Source organism: Gloeothece verrucosa PCC 7822, assembly GCF_000147335.1.
Taxonomy (GTDB): Bacteria; Cyanobacteriota; Cyanobacteriia; order Cyanobacteriales; family Microcystaceae; genus Gloeothece; species Gloeothece verrucosa.
The window spans coordinates 3116574-3135614 of sequence record NC_014501.1; the positions used below are offsets into that span (position 1 = coordinate 3116574).

Consider the following 19041-nt stretch of genomic DNA (forward strand, 5'->3'; position numbering starts at 1 on the left):
AATTTCTCCAAATTGATTTTAAATTCATTTGTGTAAAATCACAAATTATTTAGTTATTATACTAATTTTTTATTATTTATAAAAATTCCATTATACGGCATATTTAGCGCACAAGCTGGAACATTTACGCTATATATGCCACTTGTTTATATTTCCTAATGTTAAGGTTAGTAAAAATGAATTTAATAATTAAGTTTTTCCCTAAAATAATTTTGAATTGCCGCTACTTACACAAGCCGCCCCATAAATCAAGTTTAGGGGCGATCGCGCTATGTTGAGATTAAGAATTATTCCTTGGCTTTTCACTTGTCCCGATCTCCTGAAATTCATAAAAGCGGCAACCTTGACAAGGGCCTTCAGGATTTACGGCACAGCGTAGAATTTCTGAGTTAGCATTAAAACGACAATTACTATCCCCAATGATCCATCGTCCATCCACTAGCGTTCGTTCTTGGGGACATTTGGCAGACTGTACATAAAGGGAAATTTTGTGTAGACTATAGCCGCCTATTTTATTAAACTAAGCCGGAGAGTCGCCTCTCCGACTCGTCTTCAAAACGGTACGTGAGACTTTCACCTCATACCGCTCCTCAATTAATTGGTCTTTGTCATTAGAACTGCGTCACCAACATATCATCTACCCATTTATATTTAAGGGTGTTTGATTGTGATTTTGGCTTGACACTATTACAGTCAGATTTGTTGCCGAGACTTCCGTCAGAGGCAGTCTTTTTGTCGTGGCAATGACGGTGTAATAGTTGTTTATTTTCCTTATTATTCTTTCCTCCTAGGGATTTCGGAATAATGTGGTCAATCTCGAAGTTGTCACCGTCTTTAAAGAACAGTCCGCATTGGTTACATTTCCCGTTTTGCTCTTTGAGTAGTTTTGCATACTTTGTGGGCATTAAGGGATTTTCACCTTTTCTTGTACTCCAGTAGATTAGATCTCCGTTGTATGGGCTGGCTTTTCCTTCCACCTTTTTATGTATTTTTTTTCGGATTTCGGAATGTTTGAGAAGCTCAAATTCTGGTTTTCCGTTTTTTACTGTGCAGAAGTTCCATTTTCCAAGCTTCTTTTTGTGCCAGTATTTTTCCATTATTTCTTTGACCCCTTGGTTTGGATGCCTACTTTTTGCCCAACTTGATAATTTTTTGAATAATAGGAAGTCTAATAGCGATTTTTCTTCACTGCTTACTACGGTTCTGTAGTAGTTTGACCATCCTCTTATTACTGGGTTGAGCTTGGATATTAAGGCAGCTTGTGGGGCTGCTTTATGGGCATCTACGATGTCACTTAGTTTTTTGTAGTGTTCTAGGATTTTTTCTCTTTGTGGTCTAATTGTTAGGGTGAATCCCAAATGTTTTCCTTTTGGGTTTTTCATGTCCTTGTGGATTCCACATCGATATTGTCTTACATTAAATCCTAGAAAGTTGAATCCGACATTGCCTTGATGTTTATCGAGGGTGTGTGTGATTCTTGTTTTTTCGGGTTTTAATGTTAGCCCTAGTTCCTTTAACCATGTTTCTATTATCTCTTTACCCTTTTTCACTATTGCTAGGCTTTCGTGAATTAGGACGAAATCGTCTGCGTATCGGATTAGGGAGATTGATTTTTTTCTCTCTCTTCTGTCATTTCGGGAGAATTCCTTTTTGAAGTCTCCTGGGTTTTCTGCAAACGATTTTATGATTTCTTCCATGCCGTGAAGGGCTATATTGGCTAATAATGGACTCACCACTCCTCCTTGTGGTGTGCCTTCATCGGTTGGAAATAGCTTTCCTCCATCCATTACACCTGCTTTTAACCAAGCTCTGATTTGTCTTCGCAAGGTTGGAAAGGTGTTTAGTTTCTGGAGAAGCTTTTCATGGTTAATTTTATCGAAGCATTTAGTTATATCCGCGTCTAGCACATATTTTGCTTTATATCGGATTTGGTTAAATATTGCTTCTTTGACATCGTGACATCCGCGCCCTGGTCTAAAACCGTATGAGTTGGGTTCAAAATAAGCTTCCCATTCGGGTTCTAATGCTAACTTGACTAGGGCTTGTAGTGCCCTGTCGGACATACAAGGAATTCCTAGAGGTCGCTTTTCGTGAGGGGCTGTCCCCCGAATTCGATTCGGGGGCTTGTACGCCCCGTCCCTTCCGGGTTTGGGTATCCAAACTCTTCTCGTGGGTTTTGCTTTGTCCGTTAGTTTTAGTCGGTTTACAAGTTTTAGGCGTTTGGACGGGGAGAGGGATTTTATTCCATCTATTCCTGCTCTCTTCTTGCCTTGATTGTCTTGAGTTACCTTTCTTACCGCTAACGTCTTCGCTGACCAAGAGCGTAAAAGGGTCTTTTGGAGTCTTCGGACTGTTCTAACATCGCCACGACTAGCAGCTTGATAAATCCGCTTCTGAAGCTTATAGATTCGCCGTTCCAACTCTCTCCAGGGAATGTCTTCCCATTTGATTGCTGGTTTGGTTTGTCCACATCCCACAGTATTCCTAGTTGAATCTGTTTTAGGCATATTAACCTCTACTTACAGCTTTATCTTCCAATTAATCGTGAGTTCGTCAGCATATCCTTACCATTACCGTAAGGCGTTGGCTTCTAACTCAATCTCCCTTCCCTACAGCCTAGATTTCTCTAGATTTTGCGTCTTAGCTGACTACTCTGAGTTTTCGACCTCTCAGAGAGCTTGTAAGGAAGTTACTTCGTTCCGTATAACCATCTAGTATTTCTACCAGGTTTTGAATCGTTAGGAGGCTTCTGAACCACCGGGGATTTTGGATGTGTATAAACTTAATCAATACGTTTAAGTTCATCTGTGTATTCAGTAAATTTGTTCTTCTTTACTGACTTTCCCTTGTTCATTTTGAACGCAGCGTGTCATTCCTCTTTCGCTACCAATTTTTATCACTTTTCGATGGCATTGAATGAAGCTTTGCTTTCGCTCTCCATAGATTCCTGCTAGGGGTGTCGTCTGTGAGGACTAAGACTTAACCCCATATTTCCCCGCGTCAAGGATTGATGGCTAGTCGCTACCTTGGGGGATACGCTTTCACTCGATACACGCGAGGGTAGGACTTGATTTCTAGGATACTTTCTCACCTACATGGTTATACAGTTTTCAAGGTTCGGTTATTTCTACTTCAGTGTTCGGATATCCGCATCACTTTTTCGTTACCTTTCTTAACAAAGGATATTCGTTAAGTTTTGGTTTTGACCTTGAAGGCTAATCCCTCAAACCTATATCCGGTAAGGATTTTGGTTGATTTCTTAACCAACGAATCGCACGTATTGATAGTGATGGTGGCGTTCTAAAACCGCGTAAGTTTTTCCTTTTAATTCTAAATAACTTCCGGGTTGAGGCATCCAGTCAAGTTGTATTTTTCCGAGAGACTGACGTGGATGCGTCAGTATAATCTCCGTTGGTAATGAGTCGTCCATAAGGGTTCGATGTATTCTAGACTACTGTTAAAAATAGTAACGCGATCCCTTCGGGTTAGTTGGCATCGTTTACATTTTTTCTAAGTTTAAATACTCGTTTGACCTTTAACAAGATTATATCCTAGGGAATAGGACAGGGTGGTGGGCCCGCCCCTTCTCTACCGCTCAGAGCAAGATTTTTAAATCTGAGACGGGGCCTTTCAAGAGGAAATCACGGATTTCGAACTGCTTCGGCATCATTCTCGCTGTCGTCACAACAAGTTCCGCCCCTATCCGCTTTGAAAACCCAATTTAACTGCTAAGTCTTTCATATTAAGTGATAAACTTAGAGTGTATCCTAGTATATAAACTAATATTACAGACTTAATCTTAAGCTACTAATTCTTTAAAATGTATAATGAAATACATTTTAATATTACAGACTTAAATTTAAGCTATTAATTATGGAGTTAGTGTTAGATGAATCAGAATAGCCAAAACTTGATTTTTTATTCTGCTCAGACTGCTTATAATAATTTAGGCGATTTGATGATTAACAAAATTCTGTTGACTTATCTTAGGAAATACGGAAAATTGTTAGTGGATAGTAGAGAAGTTCCTGATGATTATTTAAAAAACTTGGGAATAGAACCCGATGAAAAAATTAGTCAATTTACTTTGAAACCTAATTATTTAATGATCTTGCTGAGGATAAAAAGTTTATTTCATCAGCCAAACAATCAAAAAATATATCAGGTTTTCACTCCTGGACATCGCTACGCAAAACCTTCGTTTTTTCAATCGCTTCCCTTACTAAAATTTATCTTGATTAATAGTATTCTTAGAATATTCGGAATTCGGCTCTGTCAATTTGGAATTTCTATAGGGCCTTTTTCAAAGCCATTGATGATTCATGAAGTCTGGAAATCTAAATTAATGTATTTTTACTCAGTTAGAGATAATATCTCAAAAGAATATGCTCATAAAATAGGTGTTAAAAATGTTTATCTATTTCCAGATTTAGCTTGGTTAATGGAAGTTGATTCTCAGAAATATTTACATAAGGACGGACAAGAAAGTGACTACATAATATTTAGTTATCGTTCATCAACTCATGCTTTTGCTCCATCAGAAAATTACCAAAAACAGCTTTTCAACGTCTTGGATAAAATTGTTGAAATAGCACGGTTACAATGGTCTAAAAAACTCGTTATTTCTTATCAAGTAGATCAAGATTATCAATTTTGTAAAACCATTGCACAACGTTATCAAACTTCAATTGATGTGACATTTATAGAACAGATACTAGACGAATCATCAATGTATGATTTATACTCTAATGCCTATATGGTTTTTAGCAATCGTCTTCATGTTTTGCTCTTTTCACTTAGCTGTGGTAGTTTACCTGTAGGTGTTATAGACAAGGTAAATCATGATAAGATTACTGGAATCTTTAATGATGCAGGCCTGGAGGAGTTACTTATTGATATCGGCAAGGATACTGTTGAAGACCAACAAATCCTCGCGTTTTCAAAAGATATTAATTTGTGGAAACAAAAAATCGCTGATGTACGTCGAAAACAACAAGATCTTGCGAAGCAATATTTTACTGAAATTTTTAGTTAGAAAATCCCTTAAAATCCCTGAGTCTTTCTCTTGTATTTGATAGCGGTTAAAACCGATTATTTTTTACCTGATTAGGGCAAAAAATCCGTTAGAACTTCATCCGGTTCATCTTCATAATCTTCATCTTCTTCTGTTTCGCTTTTAATTAATGAAGATTGAGAAAAAGATAGAGAATTAGGAGACAAAAATTGACTTCGCTCTTTTCCTCTACTCTGTTCAACAGCCGCTAATCTAACGGATAATTCTCTAATCTGAGTTTTATATAATTCCATCTCAGCAATTTTTTGTCTGAGCAATTTCAATTCAATTTGTACCTGTTCTAGCTGAGAAACCACTTTAGATGAACTAGCATCAATTCCGATATATTGCGCTAAGGCATCTCTCACCAGTTCAGTTACAGAACGTCCTGACTGTTGGGCGAGTTTTTCAAATTGATTGATCCATTCTTGAGGAACTTTTGCTCCTAAAAATTCATTGTTTTTATCTGTCATTACCTTAACCAGAATAATTTTCTTTATCCCTTAAAAGAATTGAATAACTCTATAATAATGCCTACGATAGCACCGGCGAGTAATACCATACTACTTAAAGAACTGATCGCAAATCCGAGCGCTCTTTTTTCGGCGGCTTGATAGTATCCCCAAGCATATAAAATACGGCCGACCAACCAAACTGCACCTATGGCGGCTCCCCATAAAGGACTAACATAAAAAGAAAACAACCACAAAAGCGGCAAAAAGAAGATTAATTGCTCTAAAGTATTTTGTTGAACCCGCAATACTCGTTCAAAATTGGGGTCTCCTGTAGTAGCTGGAGGAGATATTTTATACTTTCCTCTAGCACGACCTACATTAATCGTTAAAACTAGATAAACAAGTAAACTTAAGGCCGTAACTAAACTAGGAAAGGGAAACATAGCAACTGAACCATGATGTTTTTCTTAATTTATTTTACCCTATTAACGCCAATTTTTTGGGGCTTGTTCTAAAACATACTGAGCGACTGTTTTGATTTCTTGTTCACTTAACCGTTCTTTAAAAGCTGACATATTATTTTTCCCATTAGCGACTAAATTAGAAATGGCTTCTAGGGAATCCATTTTATATTTTTTTAAAGCTCTAGCTTGTAGGGTTTTTCCTCGTCTGATAATATTATTTCCATTGGGATGACATCCCGCGCAATGGGTATTAAATATTTTTGCTCCCTCTCCTATTTCACTGGCTAATCCTACCTCGGGTAAACTTCCCAACTGAATTAATAAAACCATTGCTAATATAACTATCTTTTTAATCATTTTAATCATCGTCTCTCATTTAATCAATTTAATTCAGTTCAAAGAGGCTTTTGTCGAGGAATTCCGACGGCTCTAGGATATTGTTTAGGAGTTGCAGAAATTTTGCGTATATAAACACAATTGCGAATACTTTTAGTAATAGGAGTCGTTAACTGTTTCACTTCCTCTATTTTTCCTCCTAATTGCTCAACAACCGTTTTTAAAGATAAATTCTCTTCGGCACTCCAATGTCCTCGATACAAAATTGCCAGTCCTCCTAATTTTAATAAAGGTAATGCATACTCAGCACAAATAGAAGCTGAAGCCACTGCGCGAATTAGAGAAATATCATAGCTTTCTCGATATTTTTTATCCTGTGCAATCATTTCTACTCGTTCGGTTAATAAGGAAGTATTTTCTAGTTCCATTGCCGAGACTAAACTATTAAGAAAAACCATCTTTTTTTGAACAGAGTCTAATAGAGTCACTGTCCAACCGGGAAAAGCAATGGCTACAGGAACCCCAGGAAAACCGGCTCCAGTTCCAATATCAATTACTGACAAATTGTCAGTTTTTAAACCTAAATGAACAACCCCAGATAAAGAATCCCAAAGATGTTTTTCCCAAAACTCTTCAGGCTCAATGATGCGAGTCAAATTCAACTGACGATTAGCCAACAAAATTTCTGTATATAAACGTTGAAATTTAGCTTGTTGTTGCTCATTAGGTTGCCAGTGTAAACTTTCTTGCCAAATTTGCTTAAATAGCGGTAATTGCTGTAGCTCAGTCATGATCGCTTAAATAACAATTGATTCTAATTCTCCCTGATTAATTTTCCAACATCGGTCAGCAATATTAAGTAATTCTCCGGGATCATGGCTAACAACTAATAAAGTCCAATGAAGCTTTAATTTTGCTAATAATTTGGCTAATTGAGAACGCATTGACCAATCTAATCCGGCGGTAGGTTCATCAAGCAACAACAAATTAGGTTGACGAATTAACTGTACCGCTAAAGATAAACGTCTTTGTTGTCCGCCGCTAAGGTCATGAGGAGAAGTGTCATTAGGAATATGGTCTAAACCCACCTCCCTTAGAGCTTCTTTTATGCGGGTGAGACCTAACTCAGGATGTCCTAAGCGTAACTCTTCTAAGATAGTTTTGCCACAAAAATGTCGTTCAGGAAACTGGAACACCAACCCTCCTAACTGTTGCAAATGTAAAGGCGTTAATTCTTGGTCCCGCCAAAAAATTTCTCCTGCCGTCTTTTCTGCAAAGCCTGCTAAAATTTCAAGCAATGTTGTTTTTCCGGAACCACTCGGCCCAATAATCAATCCTAACTCTTGGGGGGCTAACTCCAAGGATACCCCTTTAAGGATAGGAGTTACAGTGGCGGGGGGGTGATAAACTACGTTTTTGAGATAGAGCATTAATAACGCCAAGTCAAACTTAACTAACCATTTTTAGTACGCATTGTCTTTATTTTGACAGATTTTTTAGTAAGCTCTGGAGAAAATTATGATATTACAGCTAACTGTTCTTAAGCGAATTGCGATCGCCTCTTCTATGGCTTTTACCGTAACCTGTTGCGGCTGGGTAACTCCAACGTTTGCAGGCGATCCATTCCGTGCTAGTAACCCTCGCCCCATCGGGGATAAAACCGAAGCAGCTTTTAATGCTCTATTTAAACAAGGAAATTATCCACAAGCTAAACAATATCTCATGGAAGCGACGAAAGCTGAAGCCAAAGAGCCTTTAGCTCACGCGATGTTAGCTTCTTTGGCCTATACTGAAAAAGATTGGGACAATGTAAAAATTTATGCGGCTAATACGATACAAGCTGCCAACGATATAAAATCTCAAGATCCCGTTCGAGGAAATCTTTATCTAGCAGTAGGAAGCTTTTTACAAGGAGCTTATACTTATGAAAAAGATGGGCCGGTTTCAGCCATTCCCCAATTACAAAAAGTTTTTCAGTATCTAGATACAGCCGAACAAGCCGCTCCTAACGATCCTGAGTTAAATTTAGTTAAAGGCTTCTTAGATTTAATGTTAGCGGTTAATTTACCCTTTTCGAGTCCTGAGCAGGCCATTGAACGATTAGAAAATTATGCCGGTCCAGAATATTTAGCGGATCGGGGTATTGCTATGGCTTATCGGGACATGAAAAAATATGATAAAGCCGCAGAATTTATGGATAAAACCCTAAAAGCCTCGCCGGATAATCCCGAATTGCAATATTTAATGGGTCAAATTCTCCGTAAAAGAGGAAATCAAGAAAAGAACGTAGCGATGCTTAAGCAAGCGTTAAACTACTTTGATCAAGCTTCTCAAAAAATCAATCAACTGCCCCCCTCTGTGGTTAAAGCGATTAATTATGATCGCACAAAAGTAACGGCAGAAATTCAACAAATGGATGTTTCAGCTAATCCAAGCCGCTAATCATCTAAAACTAGCTTAGGTGGGGACAACCCACCTCGGTTACTTGTGGTTTTGCCTGAAAAAAACCGGCTAACTTACTCCCTCTGTTCGATTTTTTCCCACCATTTTGCCCATAAATCCGGGCGGCGTTCTTTAGTGCGTTCAATTTGTTGCTGTTTGCGCCACTGTTCAATCAACTGATGATTTCCTGATCGCAGCACCGCCGGCACTTCCCAATCCCGAAACTTAGCCGGTCTAGTATATTGAGGATAATCTAATAACTCAGTTTCAAAACTTTCTGCTTTAAGAGACTCTTGTTTGGCCACAGTTCCCGGCAAAAGGCGAACCACGCCGTTAATAATCGTCAGAGCCGGAATTTCGCCACAAGTCAGCACAAAATCCCCTAAAGACACTTCCCGAGTCACCAGATATTGAGTCACTCGTTCATCTACCCCCTCATAATGACCACAAATCAGCACTAATTGGTCATAATTCGTGGCTAACTCCTTGAGCAAACATTGAGATAACGGTTGACCTTGAGGAGTCATCAGAATAATTTCTCGACGGGGTAAAACCTCTAAAGATTCAACTGCCGCAAAAATCGGTTCAGGTTTGAGCAACATTCCCACTCCACCCCCATAAGGCTCATCATCCACACGTCGATGCTTATCGAGGGCAAAATCTCGGGGATTAACTAAATTAACCCTGGCAATTCCTTTAGCTAAGGCTTTCCCCAACAATCCTGACTCAAGAGGAGAGGCGAAAAAATCAGGGAACAGAGTAATCAGATCAAATCTCACCTAAAACCTCGCAGAACTCTGGTAGCCCATAAGACTAGGTTATTAATTATATATTAATAGAGCTTGCATTACCGCAAATGATATTGTTTAATGTTGTAAGGCTTTTATTAAGTTTTATAAAATGGTAGGTCATTTGACCACAAAACTCCTGACAAGGTGCTACCTTTGGCAGGAAAATTATAGACAGTTGATCTAGATTGGTGAGAAACGTTGTTGAGTCAACCCCAAACCTTAATTTATACGCCAGCCAGACGAAGGCAGATTCCATCACGACAGAGCCGAAAATTCTCAACCCCTACATTGAGAAAACAAAGCCCTTAACTGATGAAAACTGCACGATTCCTGTGATAATCACCATAAAATATCATTTATGCTCGTAAGCGATATTATGCTCCAACTAGAGAAACAAATACAAGAAACCAAAATGCCCCAATCGACAAAAACAGCCATTTTAGTGATTGGCGGTGCTGAAGATAAGGTTCATGGGCGAGAAATCCTCCATACCTTTTGGAATCGTGCTGGTGGCTCAGAGGCGATTATTGGTATTATCCCTTCAGCATCAAGAGAACCCGTGCTGATTGGCGAACGCTATCAGCGAATTTTTGAAGAAATGGGAGCGAAATTTGTCAAGGTATTAGATATCCGTGATCGCGCTCAAGGGGAAGACCCCGCCTTTCAAGAATACGTGGAGGAATGTACAGGCATTTTCTTAACCGGCGGAGATCAGTTAAGATTATGCGGCTTATTAGCTGATACCCCGTTAATGGAACGCATTCGCCAACGGGTACAATTAGGAGAGATGAGTATAGCTGGCACCAGTGCCGGAGCGGCAGTAATGGGTCATCACATGATAGCTGGTGGCAGTAGTGGAGAATGTCCCAATCGCGCCTTAGTGGATATGGCTATGGGATTGGCAATCATTCCTGAAGTCATTGTCGATCAACACTTCCACAATCGTAACCGTATGTCTCGTTTGCTCAGTGCGATTTCAGGATATCCTGAAAGATTAGGCATAGGAATAGATGAAGACACTTGTGCTTTATTTGAAAAAGATGGAACAATTCAAGTAATCGGCCGGGGAACTGTTACCATTGTGGATGCAAGAGAAATGTCTTACACCAATCAAGCCGAAGTAGGAACGTCAGATCCTCTTAGCCTTCACAACTTGCGGATACATATCCTATCCTATGGAGACTGTTATCATATGTATCAGCATCAAGCTATTGCTAAAAACGAACAAAATCTAAATCTCTAAAAAATTGTTCATCACGAACAGTTGAGAGAACCTCGCAAAAGAGACAATAACAAACGGCTTCTTCTTGCTTCCGAATTCGGATCATTGAGTTTATCTATATGAAAATCCTCAAAACTCAGACCCTACGTGGGCCCAACTATTGGAGTATTCGACGCAACAAGCTCATCATCATGCGCCTAGACTTGGAAGATTTGGCCGAGAAGCCCTCTAACCAAATTCCGGGTTTCTACGAAGGATTAGTAGAGGTGTTGCCAAGTCTAGTAGAGCATTTTTGTTCTCCAGGGCGACGGGGTGGTTTTTTAGAGAGAGTGCGAGAGGGCACTTATATGGGGCATATTGTGGAACATGTAGCCCTAGAATTGCAAGAATTAGCGGCAATGCCAGTAGGATTTGGTCGTACCCGAGAAACCTCAACCCCCGGGGTCTATAATGTGGTTTATGAATATGTCGAAGAACAAGCGGGACGCTATGCCGGACGAGCGGCAGTCAGACTTTGTCGCTCAATCGTCGATACCGGAACCTATGCCGCCGAAGAATTAGCCCAAGATTTAGCCGATATTAAAGACCTCCATGCTAACGCCGCCCTAGGTCCTTCGACAGAAACCATTATCACTGAAGCCGAAGCCCGAAAAATCCCTTGGATTCTCCTGAGCGCCCGGGCAATGGTACAACTCGGTTATGGGATCTACCAAAAACGAATACAAGCAACCCTAACCACTTCTTCGGGAATCTTAGCGGTAGAACTGGCCTGTGATAAAGAAGGCACCAAAACTATCCTCCAAGATGCCGGTATCCCCGTACCCAAGGGAACAGTCATTCAATATTTGGATGAATTAGAAGAGGCAATCAAAGATGTGGGAGGCTACCCTATTGTCATTAAGCCGCTAGATGGAAATCACGGACGAGGAATCACCATTGATATCAATAGTTGGGAACAAGCAGAAGAAGCTTATGACCTCGCTAGTGCGGCATCAAAAAACCGCTCTGTGATTATAGAACGTTACTACAAAGGAAGCGATCACCGAATATTAGTAATTAACGGCAAATTGATAGCGGTAGCAGAACGAATACCCGCCCGAGTTATTGGCGATGGACACTCCACCATTCAACAACTAATCGAGATCACCAATCAAGACCCCAACCGAGGCGAAGGTCACGATAAAGTGTTGACCAAAATAACCGTTGATAAAACCTCCCTAGGAGTATTATCCCGCCAAGGATATACATTAGAAAGTGTGCTAAAAGAAGGGGAAATTGCCTATCTACGAGCAACCGCGAACTTAAGTACCGGCGGCATAGCCATAGACCGCACCGACGATATTCACCCCGAAAACATCTGGATTGCCGAACGAGTGGCGAAAACCATCGGTTTAGACATTGCCGGGCTAGATGTGGTAACCCCAGATATCACCAGACCCCTACGGGAAATGGACGGAGTAGTAGTAGAAGTCAATGCCGCCCCCGGATTCAGGATGCACGTAGCCCCTAGCCAGGGATTGCCGCGTAATGTAGCCGCCCCAGTGCTAGATATGTTATTCCCCCCGGGAACCCCTTTTAGAGTTCCTATCATCTCCATCACCGGCACCAACGGGAAAACCACCACAACCCGCTTAACGGCTCATATTTATCGACAAACCGGTAAAGTCGTCGGTTATACCACCACTGACGGGGTTTATGTGGGAGAGTTTTTGGTAGAAAAAGGCGATAATACCGGGCCTTATAGTGCCAGCATGATTCTCAAAGACCCCACCGTAGAAATCGCTGTATTAGAAACGGCTAGAGGGGGAATTCTTCGCTCAGGATTAGCCTTTGAGACTTGTGATATCGGTGTGGTTTTAAATGTGGCAGCCGATCACTTGGGAATCGGTGATATCGAAACGGTTGAACAAATGGCTAAAGTAAAAAGCGTTGTCGCAGAAATTGTCAACGCAGATGGCTATGCGGTTCTCAATGCCGATGATCCCTTAGTGGCCCAGATGGCCAAACGGGTCAAAGGAAAAGTGGCCTATTTCTCCATGAACCCTGAAAACCCCATTATTCATGACCACGTGCGTCGCAATGGATTAGCGGCTGTGTATGAAAACGGCTACCTCTCGATTATGGAAGGAAAATGGACCCTACGAGTGGAAGAGGCCAAAAATGTGCCCGTGACGATGGGAGGAATGGCACCCTTTATGATCGCTAATGCTTTAGCCGCTTGTCTAGCCGCTTTTGCTCATGGAGTTGATATAGAAATGATTCGCCAAGGGGTAAGAACCTTTAAACCCTCGGCAGCGCAAACTCCCGGACGGATGAATCTATTTAATTTAGGGTCTTATCATGCTTTAGTGGATTATGCCCATAATCCGGCCGGATATGAAGCAGTGGGCGGTTTTGTTCGCAATTGGCAGGGAGAACGCTTAGGCGTTGTCGGCGGACCGGGAGATCGTCGAGATGAGGATTTGATTCTTTTAGGACAATTAGCCGCGCAAATGTTTGACCGTATTATTGTTAAGGAAGATGACGATACTCGGGGTAGAGAGAGAGGAGAAGTGGCTGATTTAATTGTCAAGGGAATTATTCAAGAAAATCCTAATTTACGTTATGATGTTATCCTCAACGAAGTGACAGCAATTGAAGAGGGTTTAAATCAAGTACAACGCAATGGATTAGTGGTTATTTTTCCCGAAACGGTTACTCGTACTATTTCTTTAATTAAGAAACGCAACCCCATTTCCGATAATGGCTTAGGGGGTTAAATTAGACTTATTCGGTAGGGTGGGCAATGTAGATCACCTTTGATAAAGATAATAAGAGTATCTATTATTGCCTACCAAATCTATTCATTATGGTCTAATCAGATTTTAATTGATGATTTTGTTCATCCCATCGCCATAGATGGGTTTTATTTTGTAAATGTACCCCTCCTTTCCAGCAATCTATCCCATTAATATTAATCCAATCAGTTTGACCTTTTAAAACATTACGTCCGCTAGAAGTTAACTGAACTTTTTGTCTTAAAAATTCTTCTTTTGTTGGACATTGCCAAGGAAAAGCAAGCAATTCTCTATCAACTCCTATTAATAAAGGGTCATCACTTGAGGATAATTGATAAAGATAATTCCAAACATCAATATCACCCGGAAAAAAATAATCTTCAATATCGATATTTTGCCTAAATATTTCTGAAAAAGATTTAATTCCTGTTTCTACAGCAGAAAGAATTTGTTTTTGAGTTCGGGAAAGTCCATTAAATATTGAGGGGAAATCTTCTAAATATCTCGTGAGGGCATTTCTCAAAAAAGGTAAAGCATTAATATCTCTTTTAAGAAACTCTTCAATAGCACTGGGATTCGGTGAACAAAAAGCCACCCAAGCAGAAGCGGCTAATAATAATTGTTCGGTTGATACGGGTTGTCGGGTTTCGTAAAGAGAGCGCATCTGTTCAGGATTTAACTGTCCTAAACCTTTGAATGATTCAATACCTGGAAAATGATTAATACAAATTAAACTCAGTTCGGTTGAGTCTAAACTTTGTTTTTGAAACCAATTTAGGATTTGAATCAGTTGTAGTTGGTCATATAAATCATGTTCAAACCAAAGAATTATATGAGAGTATTTGTGAAAATTGGCTAAGGTTTCATCTCTAGTGATAAACTGAGTTAAAACCTCTTCTTTTGTTACCCAACCGTTCCACTGAGCAAGAAATTCTGCTCTAACATTAAGCAGTTCAAAGGATGATAAGGCGGCAGGAACAGGCCCTTCATAGAGCATATCTCGCCAAGCTAAAATGTCTCCAGGTAAGCCGGTTTGTTTGATTAGATTGGCGGCGCAATCACCATTTGTTATATGCAGCATATATTCTCGGCGGAATTAGTATATAGATACTATAGCCGAAGTGATAACCTTTGTTCAAGATTTAGGAGCATCTGATATTGCCCACCAAAATCCTATAATTGGGGTAAAATTAATCATAAAAATATGAAAACTGACAGTATTTTTTATCGTTTATTTCAGGAATAGAGTTAAGCGTATTTATTTAGATGAACTCGGAGAAGCCGCAGAATCATCTTTAGGGGTAGGAGTTGTTAAGCTAGTAATAGAATCTGAGGAAAACTTGGGGCAAAAGGCTAGGGCGTTAGTCCAACAAGCTAAACAACAGTTAACCGAGGAAGCGGTTAAACGCAATTTTATTGATTTAGTTGAAACAATTTTAGTTTACAAATTACCTGGTAAAACTTGGGAGGAAGTTAAAGCTATGTTTGGGTTAGAAGAGTTAAAACAAACTAGAGTTTATCAAGATGGCTATCAAGAAGGACAGCAAGCCGCTAAACTGGAACTGATAGGCGGCTTAGTCAAGGAAGGTTTAAGTATCGAACAAATTGCTAGAGTGTTACAGTTGCCTGTAGAGGTGGTACAACAAGAAGCACAAAAAGCCGCATCTACTTCAGATAATTCTTAAAAAATAGACCTCTCCCCCTACCCCTATTCTACAGAAGGGGAAAAAGTGGAAGTAGTAGGGTGGGCAATGTAGACAACCTTTGCTCAAGATTTAGTATCATCAATTTTTATTCCAAGCATAACAGGGTATATTATAAGTATGAGTTTCTAGTCATACCATGCAGTCGCAAAAAATATCAATTTCTTTGCCACCTTCTTTACTGACATTTATTGAGGATTATAAAGTAGCAAAAGGATGTCAATCTCGCTCTCAAGTTATCTTAGAGGCATTGGAATTATTACAGGAAAGAGAATTAGAACAAGCTTATCGAGAAGCGTCTTTTGAAGTTGAGGATGCTTGGGAGGTAACGGTAGGGGATGGGCTAAAAGATGAGACGTGGTGAAATCTATTATGCTAACCTTAGTCCGGTTATCGGTTCAGAAATTGCTAAAAATCGTCCAGTATTAATAATTAGTAATGATATTAATAACCGTGCGGCTTCTACAGTAACGATTTTACCAATGACCTCAAATGTAGAGAGAGTTTATCCGTTTGAGGTGTTAGTATTGCCATCAGACAGTAATTTACCAAAACCGTCTAAAGTTCAGGCGCAACAGATACGAACAATTTCCAAACAGCGTATTCAAGGTGATGTAGTGGGTAGTTTAAGTGAGCAATTAATGCAGTCAGTAGATAGTGCTATCAAATTGCATTTGGCACTTTTATAAGATTACTTACTTTCTAGAAAAACTTGCTCAAAAGATGTCTTGATTAACGATATCCCCAAATTTTTTCTCTCTAATATGTTTTCAGTAATTAAATCTTCAGAATATGGACGTATAGGACAACTTACTAACAAGGAAAAAAACTTTTCTACTCCTCTTCTGTTTCCAGTAGTTTGTCTAGTAACTGGAACAACAGCAAGAGGAGGAGGTTTGTGGAAATATGTTCTACAAGCTGATCAGGCTAATGGTTTATTGCGCCGTAATTTGCCAGTTATGTCTCAAGTTCTTCATTTTTTAGATTTTGCTCCTAACAATTTTAAATCAGTGGAAAAATGGCGTAAGCTAGGGATCAAGCAACGTTACTTTGAAGATGTTGTGCCTCAAATCAAGTACGAAGCACCCTTATTTCTTGATTCAGGAGGTTTTCAATTGCTTTCAAAAAAAAGCATAGATTTATCTGCTTATAATTTATCTCTTGAAGGCAGCAAGGGTTATCAATCAATTTTGCGCTTACAGGAGGAATTTGGCGGCGATATAATAGCTACTTTAGATTATCCTCTTCCCCCAAAATTAATTAAATCTGAAGCAGAAGATCGCATGAATAGAAGCTTAGAGAATGCTGTTAAATCTGCTTATACACTTCAAAAAAATCAAGATTGGTCGCCTTTTTTATATGTGGCTGTACACGGACAAACTCGTGAAAGTATAGGCGATTATGTTCAGCAAATATTTGAAAAATTTAAGAGAAAAAAAAAATTAAAAGATTATCGTTTTGGTTTAGCAGTTGGTTCTTTAGTTCCTTTGCGTGGGGCACATAAATATGAAATAATAATCAATTTAATTAGAGGATTAAAAGAAAATATTCCTCATAAGCAGCGTTCTAATATTCCTATTCATGTATTTGGTATAACAGGTACTCTGATTCCTATTTTGGCTTATTTAGGAATAGATACTTTTGATTCTAGCACCTATATTCAAGAGGCTAAATCTTTAAGGTACTTAGAACCGAACACTAGAGTTAATAAACCTATTCTTGAGGTGGAATTTGTTCTGCCACCCCTGATACTTTAAATAATCGAGATATTTTTGAGGAAAACGGTTCTTTCAAAATTTTAGATCGCTGTCCTATTTGTAATCAAGGTCAACTAAAAGCCGGCAGAGATCGCAGACGAAAGCACTCAAGAAATTTACCCAGTGGGGTTACACTGCTTTACTGTGATAATTCTGAGTGTATGGCAACGTTTCGCACCTCCATTTCTAAAAATGATCATGCAATAACTCGCCCTCATATTTTAGTTACTACGGCTGAATCATTAGATCGTCTTTATCTCAATCCAAAACCAGACTTTGAGAACTATCTACGACAACTAACAGGTATCGTTTTTGATGAAGTCCATTTATATCACTCTGTTTATGGTGTTCATATCTATCATCTTGTTCGTCGCCTTGAAGAGTTAAAAAATGGTCAGTGCTTAACTCGAATCGCTTCGAGTGCTACAATTTCTGACCCAGGAGGTTTTATCAGGAACTTTTTCTACGGAAATTCCCATAATTCTGTATTGGTTCACGATGCTAGTAATTATGAACAAGAACCTGCTGGTTTAGAAGTTCTTTACTTTTTGCAATCTCCCGAAGAATTGAATATAGGAGCAGCATCAACTTTAATTCAAAGTGTTATGGCAATGGGGCATGGTGTTTTATCTAATGATGACCGTGCTATTGTTTTCTCTGATTCTCTAGATATGGCGGGTAGGTTAACTGCTCAAATTAAAGATGCTGAAGAAAATAAGCGTACTCCTGATTTACATCAAGAAAGTTTGACGGAATTATCAACGACTTTCATTCCTTATAAAACTGTTTATCGTTATCACCCTGCCCCTTTTTTATCTGTTTTGGATATCGAACATCATCCTAATTGGGTGAGCGATGATAGACAAACTGTAACGGTTCGCCTTAATTGTGAAGGAGTCAAACAAGAAAATTTTCAATTTCCTAAAAAAGTTTATGTAAAGCCCCTATATAGTGATGAACAAGGTAATCAAACAGTTAAGTTTTGCCCTCAATGTTATGCAATTTATAGTATAAGTCGTAGTCGATGTAGCTGCCACCAAGACTTACAAGCAGTTAAGCTTTATGCTGAACCAATTGTTGAACGAAGCTATGAAGCTTTAGTAGAACCTCGGCAAATTAGAGCAAGTTTTAATATTCTAGAAAAAATGCAAGGAACGACAACTGTAAGAGGCTCTTCAGTTGTAGCTAAACGGCTATTTTGGCATCCTCAAGATGGCTGTTACAGACCTCAACGCCATACTCAAGCTTATAATTTTAATGCTTTATACGACATCCCTGTTCGATATAGTATTCCCACTAAAGGAATTGTTTGGAGTTTAACAGGAATTGTTGAGCAGTTATTACAGGACAATAGTTTACGTCAACAAGTAGAGCAACCTGTTATTAATGGTCAACATAAAAATCTAAATGAGGAACTAATCTTACACACTGCCGCTCATATTTTACATAGAGCGATCGCTTCTATTAGTGGTGTTAACGAACAAGAATTAGAATACTGGTGTGATATCCCCAATCATGAAGTAATAGTTTGGGAGCGCTACGAAGGAGGCGCAGGAATTTCCGAGGTCTTTGAAAATACCTTAAGGACTAATGCAGTGGAAGTTTATCAAGAATTATTAGCGTCTGTCCTTTGTCCTGTAGATTTAGCAGAAAATCCCAACTGGACATCACCTGAGCAGCTATGCTCCGAACTAGCTCAACGTTGGGGTTTAGCAGAAGATCATGAGCTTATTGTTAGAATTGTACAAGAAGCAGAAGCAGAGCGTCACGTAAATACTCAACAAGAAGAAGAGCGAATATGCCACGATGATGATGGCTGCCCCGCTTGTATTCATACAACCTACTGTACAGAACGCAATAATCAGGTTTTAAGTGTTAGCCGAATGGTAGGCGAACAAATTTTACATTGGTTTATGCAAACAATAAATACAGAAGACTAAGAAACCGCAAGATAGCACCCTACATATTAATTAGCCTGCGTAGGCAGGCTTTGGACTTATAGCCGAACCCTTCAGGGTGACGGTAATTTTGATCCCCCAAA

17 protein-coding genes and 2 pseudogenes are annotated in these 19041 nt (G+C 39.4%); 9 read left to right on the forward strand and 10 right to left on the reverse strand.

Features of this window, described 5'->3' with window-relative positions:
- Positions 1-280 precede the first annotated feature (280 nt).
- The 3 genes and pseudogenes from CYAN7822_RS35715 to CYAN7822_RS37705 all read right to left on the reverse strand — a co-directional run.
- A pseudogene (locus CYAN7822_RS35715) lies at positions 281-514 on the reverse strand (DUF6464 family protein); the annotation flags it as partial.
- A gap of 97 nt (positions 515-611) precedes the next feature.
- Positions 612-2507 (reverse strand): group II intron reverse transcriptase/maturase, encoded by a 1896-nt coding sequence (locus CYAN7822_RS13720; RefSeq protein ID WP_013322871.1) that lies wholly within the window; start codon positions 2505-2507, stop codon positions 612-614.
- Positions 2508-3277: 770 nt separating this feature from the next.
- Positions 3278-3430: pseudogene (locus tag CYAN7822_RS37705) on the reverse strand (DUF6464 family protein); the annotation flags it as partial.
- 459 nt (positions 3431-3889) lie between these two features.
- Here CYAN7822_RS37705 and CYAN7822_RS13725 point away from each other — a divergent pair.
- Complete coding sequence (locus CYAN7822_RS13725) at positions 3890-5035, forward strand: polysaccharide pyruvyl transferase family protein (protein ID WP_013322873.1); 1146 nt, start codon at positions 3890-3892, stop codon at positions 5033-5035.
- Between the two features lie 71 nt (positions 5036-5106).
- Here CYAN7822_RS13725 and CYAN7822_RS13730 read toward each other — a convergent pair whose 3' ends face one another.
- Genes CYAN7822_RS13730 through CYAN7822_RS13750 form a run of 5 tightly spaced genes read right to left on the reverse strand, consistent with a single transcriptional unit; the run spans position 5107 to position 7738 of the window.
- Positions 5107-5526 (reverse strand): ribbon-helix-helix protein, CopG family, encoded by a 420-nt coding sequence (locus CYAN7822_RS13730; protein ID WP_013322874.1) that lies wholly within the window; start codon positions 5524-5526, stop codon positions 5107-5109.
- A gap of 23 nt (positions 5527-5549) precedes the next feature.
- On the reverse strand, positions 5550-5951 hold the full coding sequence (locus tag CYAN7822_RS13735; protein ID WP_013322875.1) for an MAPEG family protein: 402 nt from the start codon (positions 5949-5951) through the stop codon (positions 5550-5552).
- Between the two features lie 42 nt (positions 5952-5993).
- On the reverse strand, positions 5994-6329 hold the full coding sequence (gene petJ, locus CYAN7822_RS13740; RefSeq protein WP_041933730.1) for a cytochrome c6 PetJ: 336 nt from the start codon (positions 6327-6329) through the stop codon (positions 5994-5996).
- A 38-nt stretch (positions 6330-6367) separates the two neighbouring features.
- Positions 6368-7099, reverse strand: a complete 732-nt coding sequence (gene rsmG / locus CYAN7822_RS13745) for a 16S rRNA (guanine(527)-N(7))-methyltransferase RsmG (RefSeq protein WP_013322877.1) — start codon at positions 7097-7099, stop codon at positions 6368-6370.
- A gap of 6 nt (positions 7100-7105) precedes the next feature.
- Positions 7106-7738, reverse strand: coding sequence for an ABC transporter ATP-binding protein (locus CYAN7822_RS13750; RefSeq protein WP_013322878.1), 633 nt, complete (start codon positions 7736-7738; stop codon positions 7106-7108).
- Positions 7739-7826: 88 nt separating this feature from the next.
- On the opposite strand from CYAN7822_RS13750, the gene CYAN7822_RS13755 reads away from it, so the two are divergent.
- The gene (locus tag CYAN7822_RS13755; RefSeq protein WP_013322879.1) at positions 7827-8750 is read left to right on the forward strand and encodes a Sll0314/Alr1548 family TPR repeat-containing protein; all 924 of its coding nucleotides are present in this window, start codon (positions 7827-7829) and stop codon (positions 8748-8750) included.
- A 74-nt stretch (positions 8751-8824) separates the two neighbouring features.
- Here CYAN7822_RS13755 and trmD read toward each other — a convergent pair whose 3' ends face one another.
- Entirely contained in the window at positions 8825-9529 is a 705-nt protein-coding gene (trmD, locus tag CYAN7822_RS13760) for a tRNA (guanosine(37)-N1)-methyltransferase TrmD (RefSeq protein ID WP_013322880.1), read from the reverse strand.
- A 388-nt stretch (positions 9530-9917) separates the two neighbouring features.
- On the opposite strand from trmD, the gene CYAN7822_RS13765 reads away from it, so the two are divergent.
- Both CYAN7822_RS13765 and cphA read left to right on the forward strand, forming a co-directional pair.
- Positions 9918-10784, forward strand: coding sequence for a cyanophycinase (locus tag CYAN7822_RS13765; RefSeq protein WP_013322881.1), 867 nt, complete (start codon positions 9918-9920; stop codon positions 10782-10784).
- 98 nt (positions 10785-10882) lie between these two features.
- Positions 10883-13522, forward strand: coding sequence for a cyanophycin synthetase (gene cphA, locus CYAN7822_RS13770; protein ID WP_013322882.1), 2640 nt, complete (start codon positions 10883-10885; stop codon positions 13520-13522).
- A gap of 94 nt (positions 13523-13616) precedes the next feature.
- Here the strand turns inward: cphA and CYAN7822_RS13775 are convergent, their stop codons facing one another.
- A complete protein-coding gene (locus tag CYAN7822_RS13775; RefSeq protein WP_013322883.1) occupies positions 13617-14621 on the reverse strand; it encodes a DUF1835 domain-containing protein in 1005 nt (334 codons plus the stop codon).
- A gap of 145 nt (positions 14622-14766) precedes the next feature.
- On the opposite strand from CYAN7822_RS13775, the gene CYAN7822_RS13780 reads away from it, so the two are divergent.
- From CYAN7822_RS13780 to CYAN7822_RS13800, 5 genes are all read left to right on the forward strand, one after another.
- Positions 14767-15225 carry a DUF2887 domain-containing protein gene (locus CYAN7822_RS13780; protein WP_280990143.1) on the forward strand — a complete coding sequence of 153 codons (459 nt, stop codon included), beginning with the start codon at positions 14767-14769 and terminating at the stop codon, positions 15223-15225.
- Between the two features lie 157 nt (positions 15226-15382).
- On the forward strand, positions 15383-15607 hold the full coding sequence (locus CYAN7822_RS13785; protein ID WP_013322884.1) for a hypothetical protein: 225 nt from the start codon (positions 15383-15385) through the stop codon (positions 15605-15607).
- Positions 15594-15932 carry a type II toxin-antitoxin system PemK/MazF family toxin gene (locus CYAN7822_RS13790; RefSeq protein ID WP_013322885.1) on the forward strand — a complete coding sequence of 113 codons (339 nt, stop codon included), beginning with the start codon at positions 15594-15596 and terminating at the stop codon, positions 15930-15932. The genes CYAN7822_RS13785 and CYAN7822_RS13790 overlap by 14 nt, the downstream gene beginning before the upstream one ends.
- A gap of 75 nt (positions 15933-16007) precedes the next feature.
- Positions 16008-17000 carry a tRNA-guanine transglycosylase gene (locus tag CYAN7822_RS13795; RefSeq protein ID WP_013322886.1) on the forward strand — a complete coding sequence of 331 codons (993 nt, stop codon included), beginning with the start codon at positions 16008-16010 and terminating at the stop codon, positions 16998-17000.
- 161 nt (positions 17001-17161) lie between these two features.
- Complete coding sequence (locus CYAN7822_RS13800; protein WP_013322887.1) at positions 17162-18940, forward strand: DEAD/DEAH box helicase; 1779 nt, start codon at positions 17162-17164, stop codon at positions 18938-18940.
- Positions 18941-19041 lie beyond the last annotated feature (101 nt).

Excerpts from the sequence above, each read along its gene's own strand:
- CYAN7822_RS13720 (WP_013322871.1), bottom strand. The coding sequence starts at position 2,507 with ATGCCTAAAACAGATTCAACTAGGAATACTGTGGGATGTGGACAAACC.
- CYAN7822_RS13725 (WP_013322873.1), top strand. The coding sequence starts at position 3,890 with ATGAATCAGAATAGCCAAAACTTGATTTTTTATTCTGCTCAGACTGCT.
- CYAN7822_RS13730 (WP_013322874.1), bottom strand. The coding sequence starts at position 5,526 with ATGACAGATAAAAACAATGAATTTTTAGGAGCAAAAGTTCCTCAAGAA.
- CYAN7822_RS13735 (WP_013322875.1), bottom strand. The coding sequence starts at position 5,951 with ATGTTTCCCTTTCCTAGTTTAGTTACGGCCTTAAGTTTACTTGTTTAT.
- petJ (WP_041933730.1), bottom strand. The coding sequence starts at position 6,329 with ATGATTAAAAAGATAGTTATATTAGCAATGGTTTTATTAATTCAGTTG.
- rsmG (WP_013322877.1), bottom strand. The coding sequence starts at position 7,099 with ATGACTGAGCTACAGCAATTACCGCTATTTAAGCAAATTTGGCAAGAA.
- CYAN7822_RS13750 (WP_013322878.1), bottom strand. The coding sequence starts at position 7,738 with ATGCTCTATCTCAAAAACGTAGTTTATCACCCCCCCGCCACTGTAACT.
- CYAN7822_RS13755 (WP_013322879.1), top strand. The coding sequence starts at position 7,827 with ATGATATTACAGCTAACTGTTCTTAAGCGAATTGCGATCGCCTCTTCT.
- CYAN7822_RS13765 (WP_013322881.1), top strand. The coding sequence starts at position 9,918 with ATGCTCCAACTAGAGAAACAAATACAAGAAACCAAAATGCCCCAATCG.
- cphA (WP_013322882.1), top strand. The coding sequence starts at position 10,883 with ATGAAAATCCTCAAAACTCAGACCCTACGTGGGCCCAACTATTGGAGT.
- CYAN7822_RS13775 (WP_013322883.1), bottom strand. The coding sequence starts at position 14,621 with ATGCTGCATATAACAAATGGTGATTGCGCCGCCAATCTAATCAAACAA.
- CYAN7822_RS13785 (WP_013322884.1), top strand. The coding sequence starts at position 15,383 with ATGCAGTCGCAAAAAATATCAATTTCTTTGCCACCTTCTTTACTGACA.
- CYAN7822_RS13790 (WP_013322885.1), top strand. The coding sequence starts at position 15,594 with ATGAGACGTGGTGAAATCTATTATGCTAACCTTAGTCCGGTTATCGGT.
- CYAN7822_RS13795 (WP_013322886.1), top strand. The coding sequence starts at position 16,008 with ATGTTTTCAGTAATTAAATCTTCAGAATATGGACGTATAGGACAACTT.
- CYAN7822_RS13800 (WP_013322887.1), top strand. The coding sequence starts at position 17,162 with ATGGCAACGTTTCGCACCTCCATTTCTAAAAATGATCATGCAATAACT.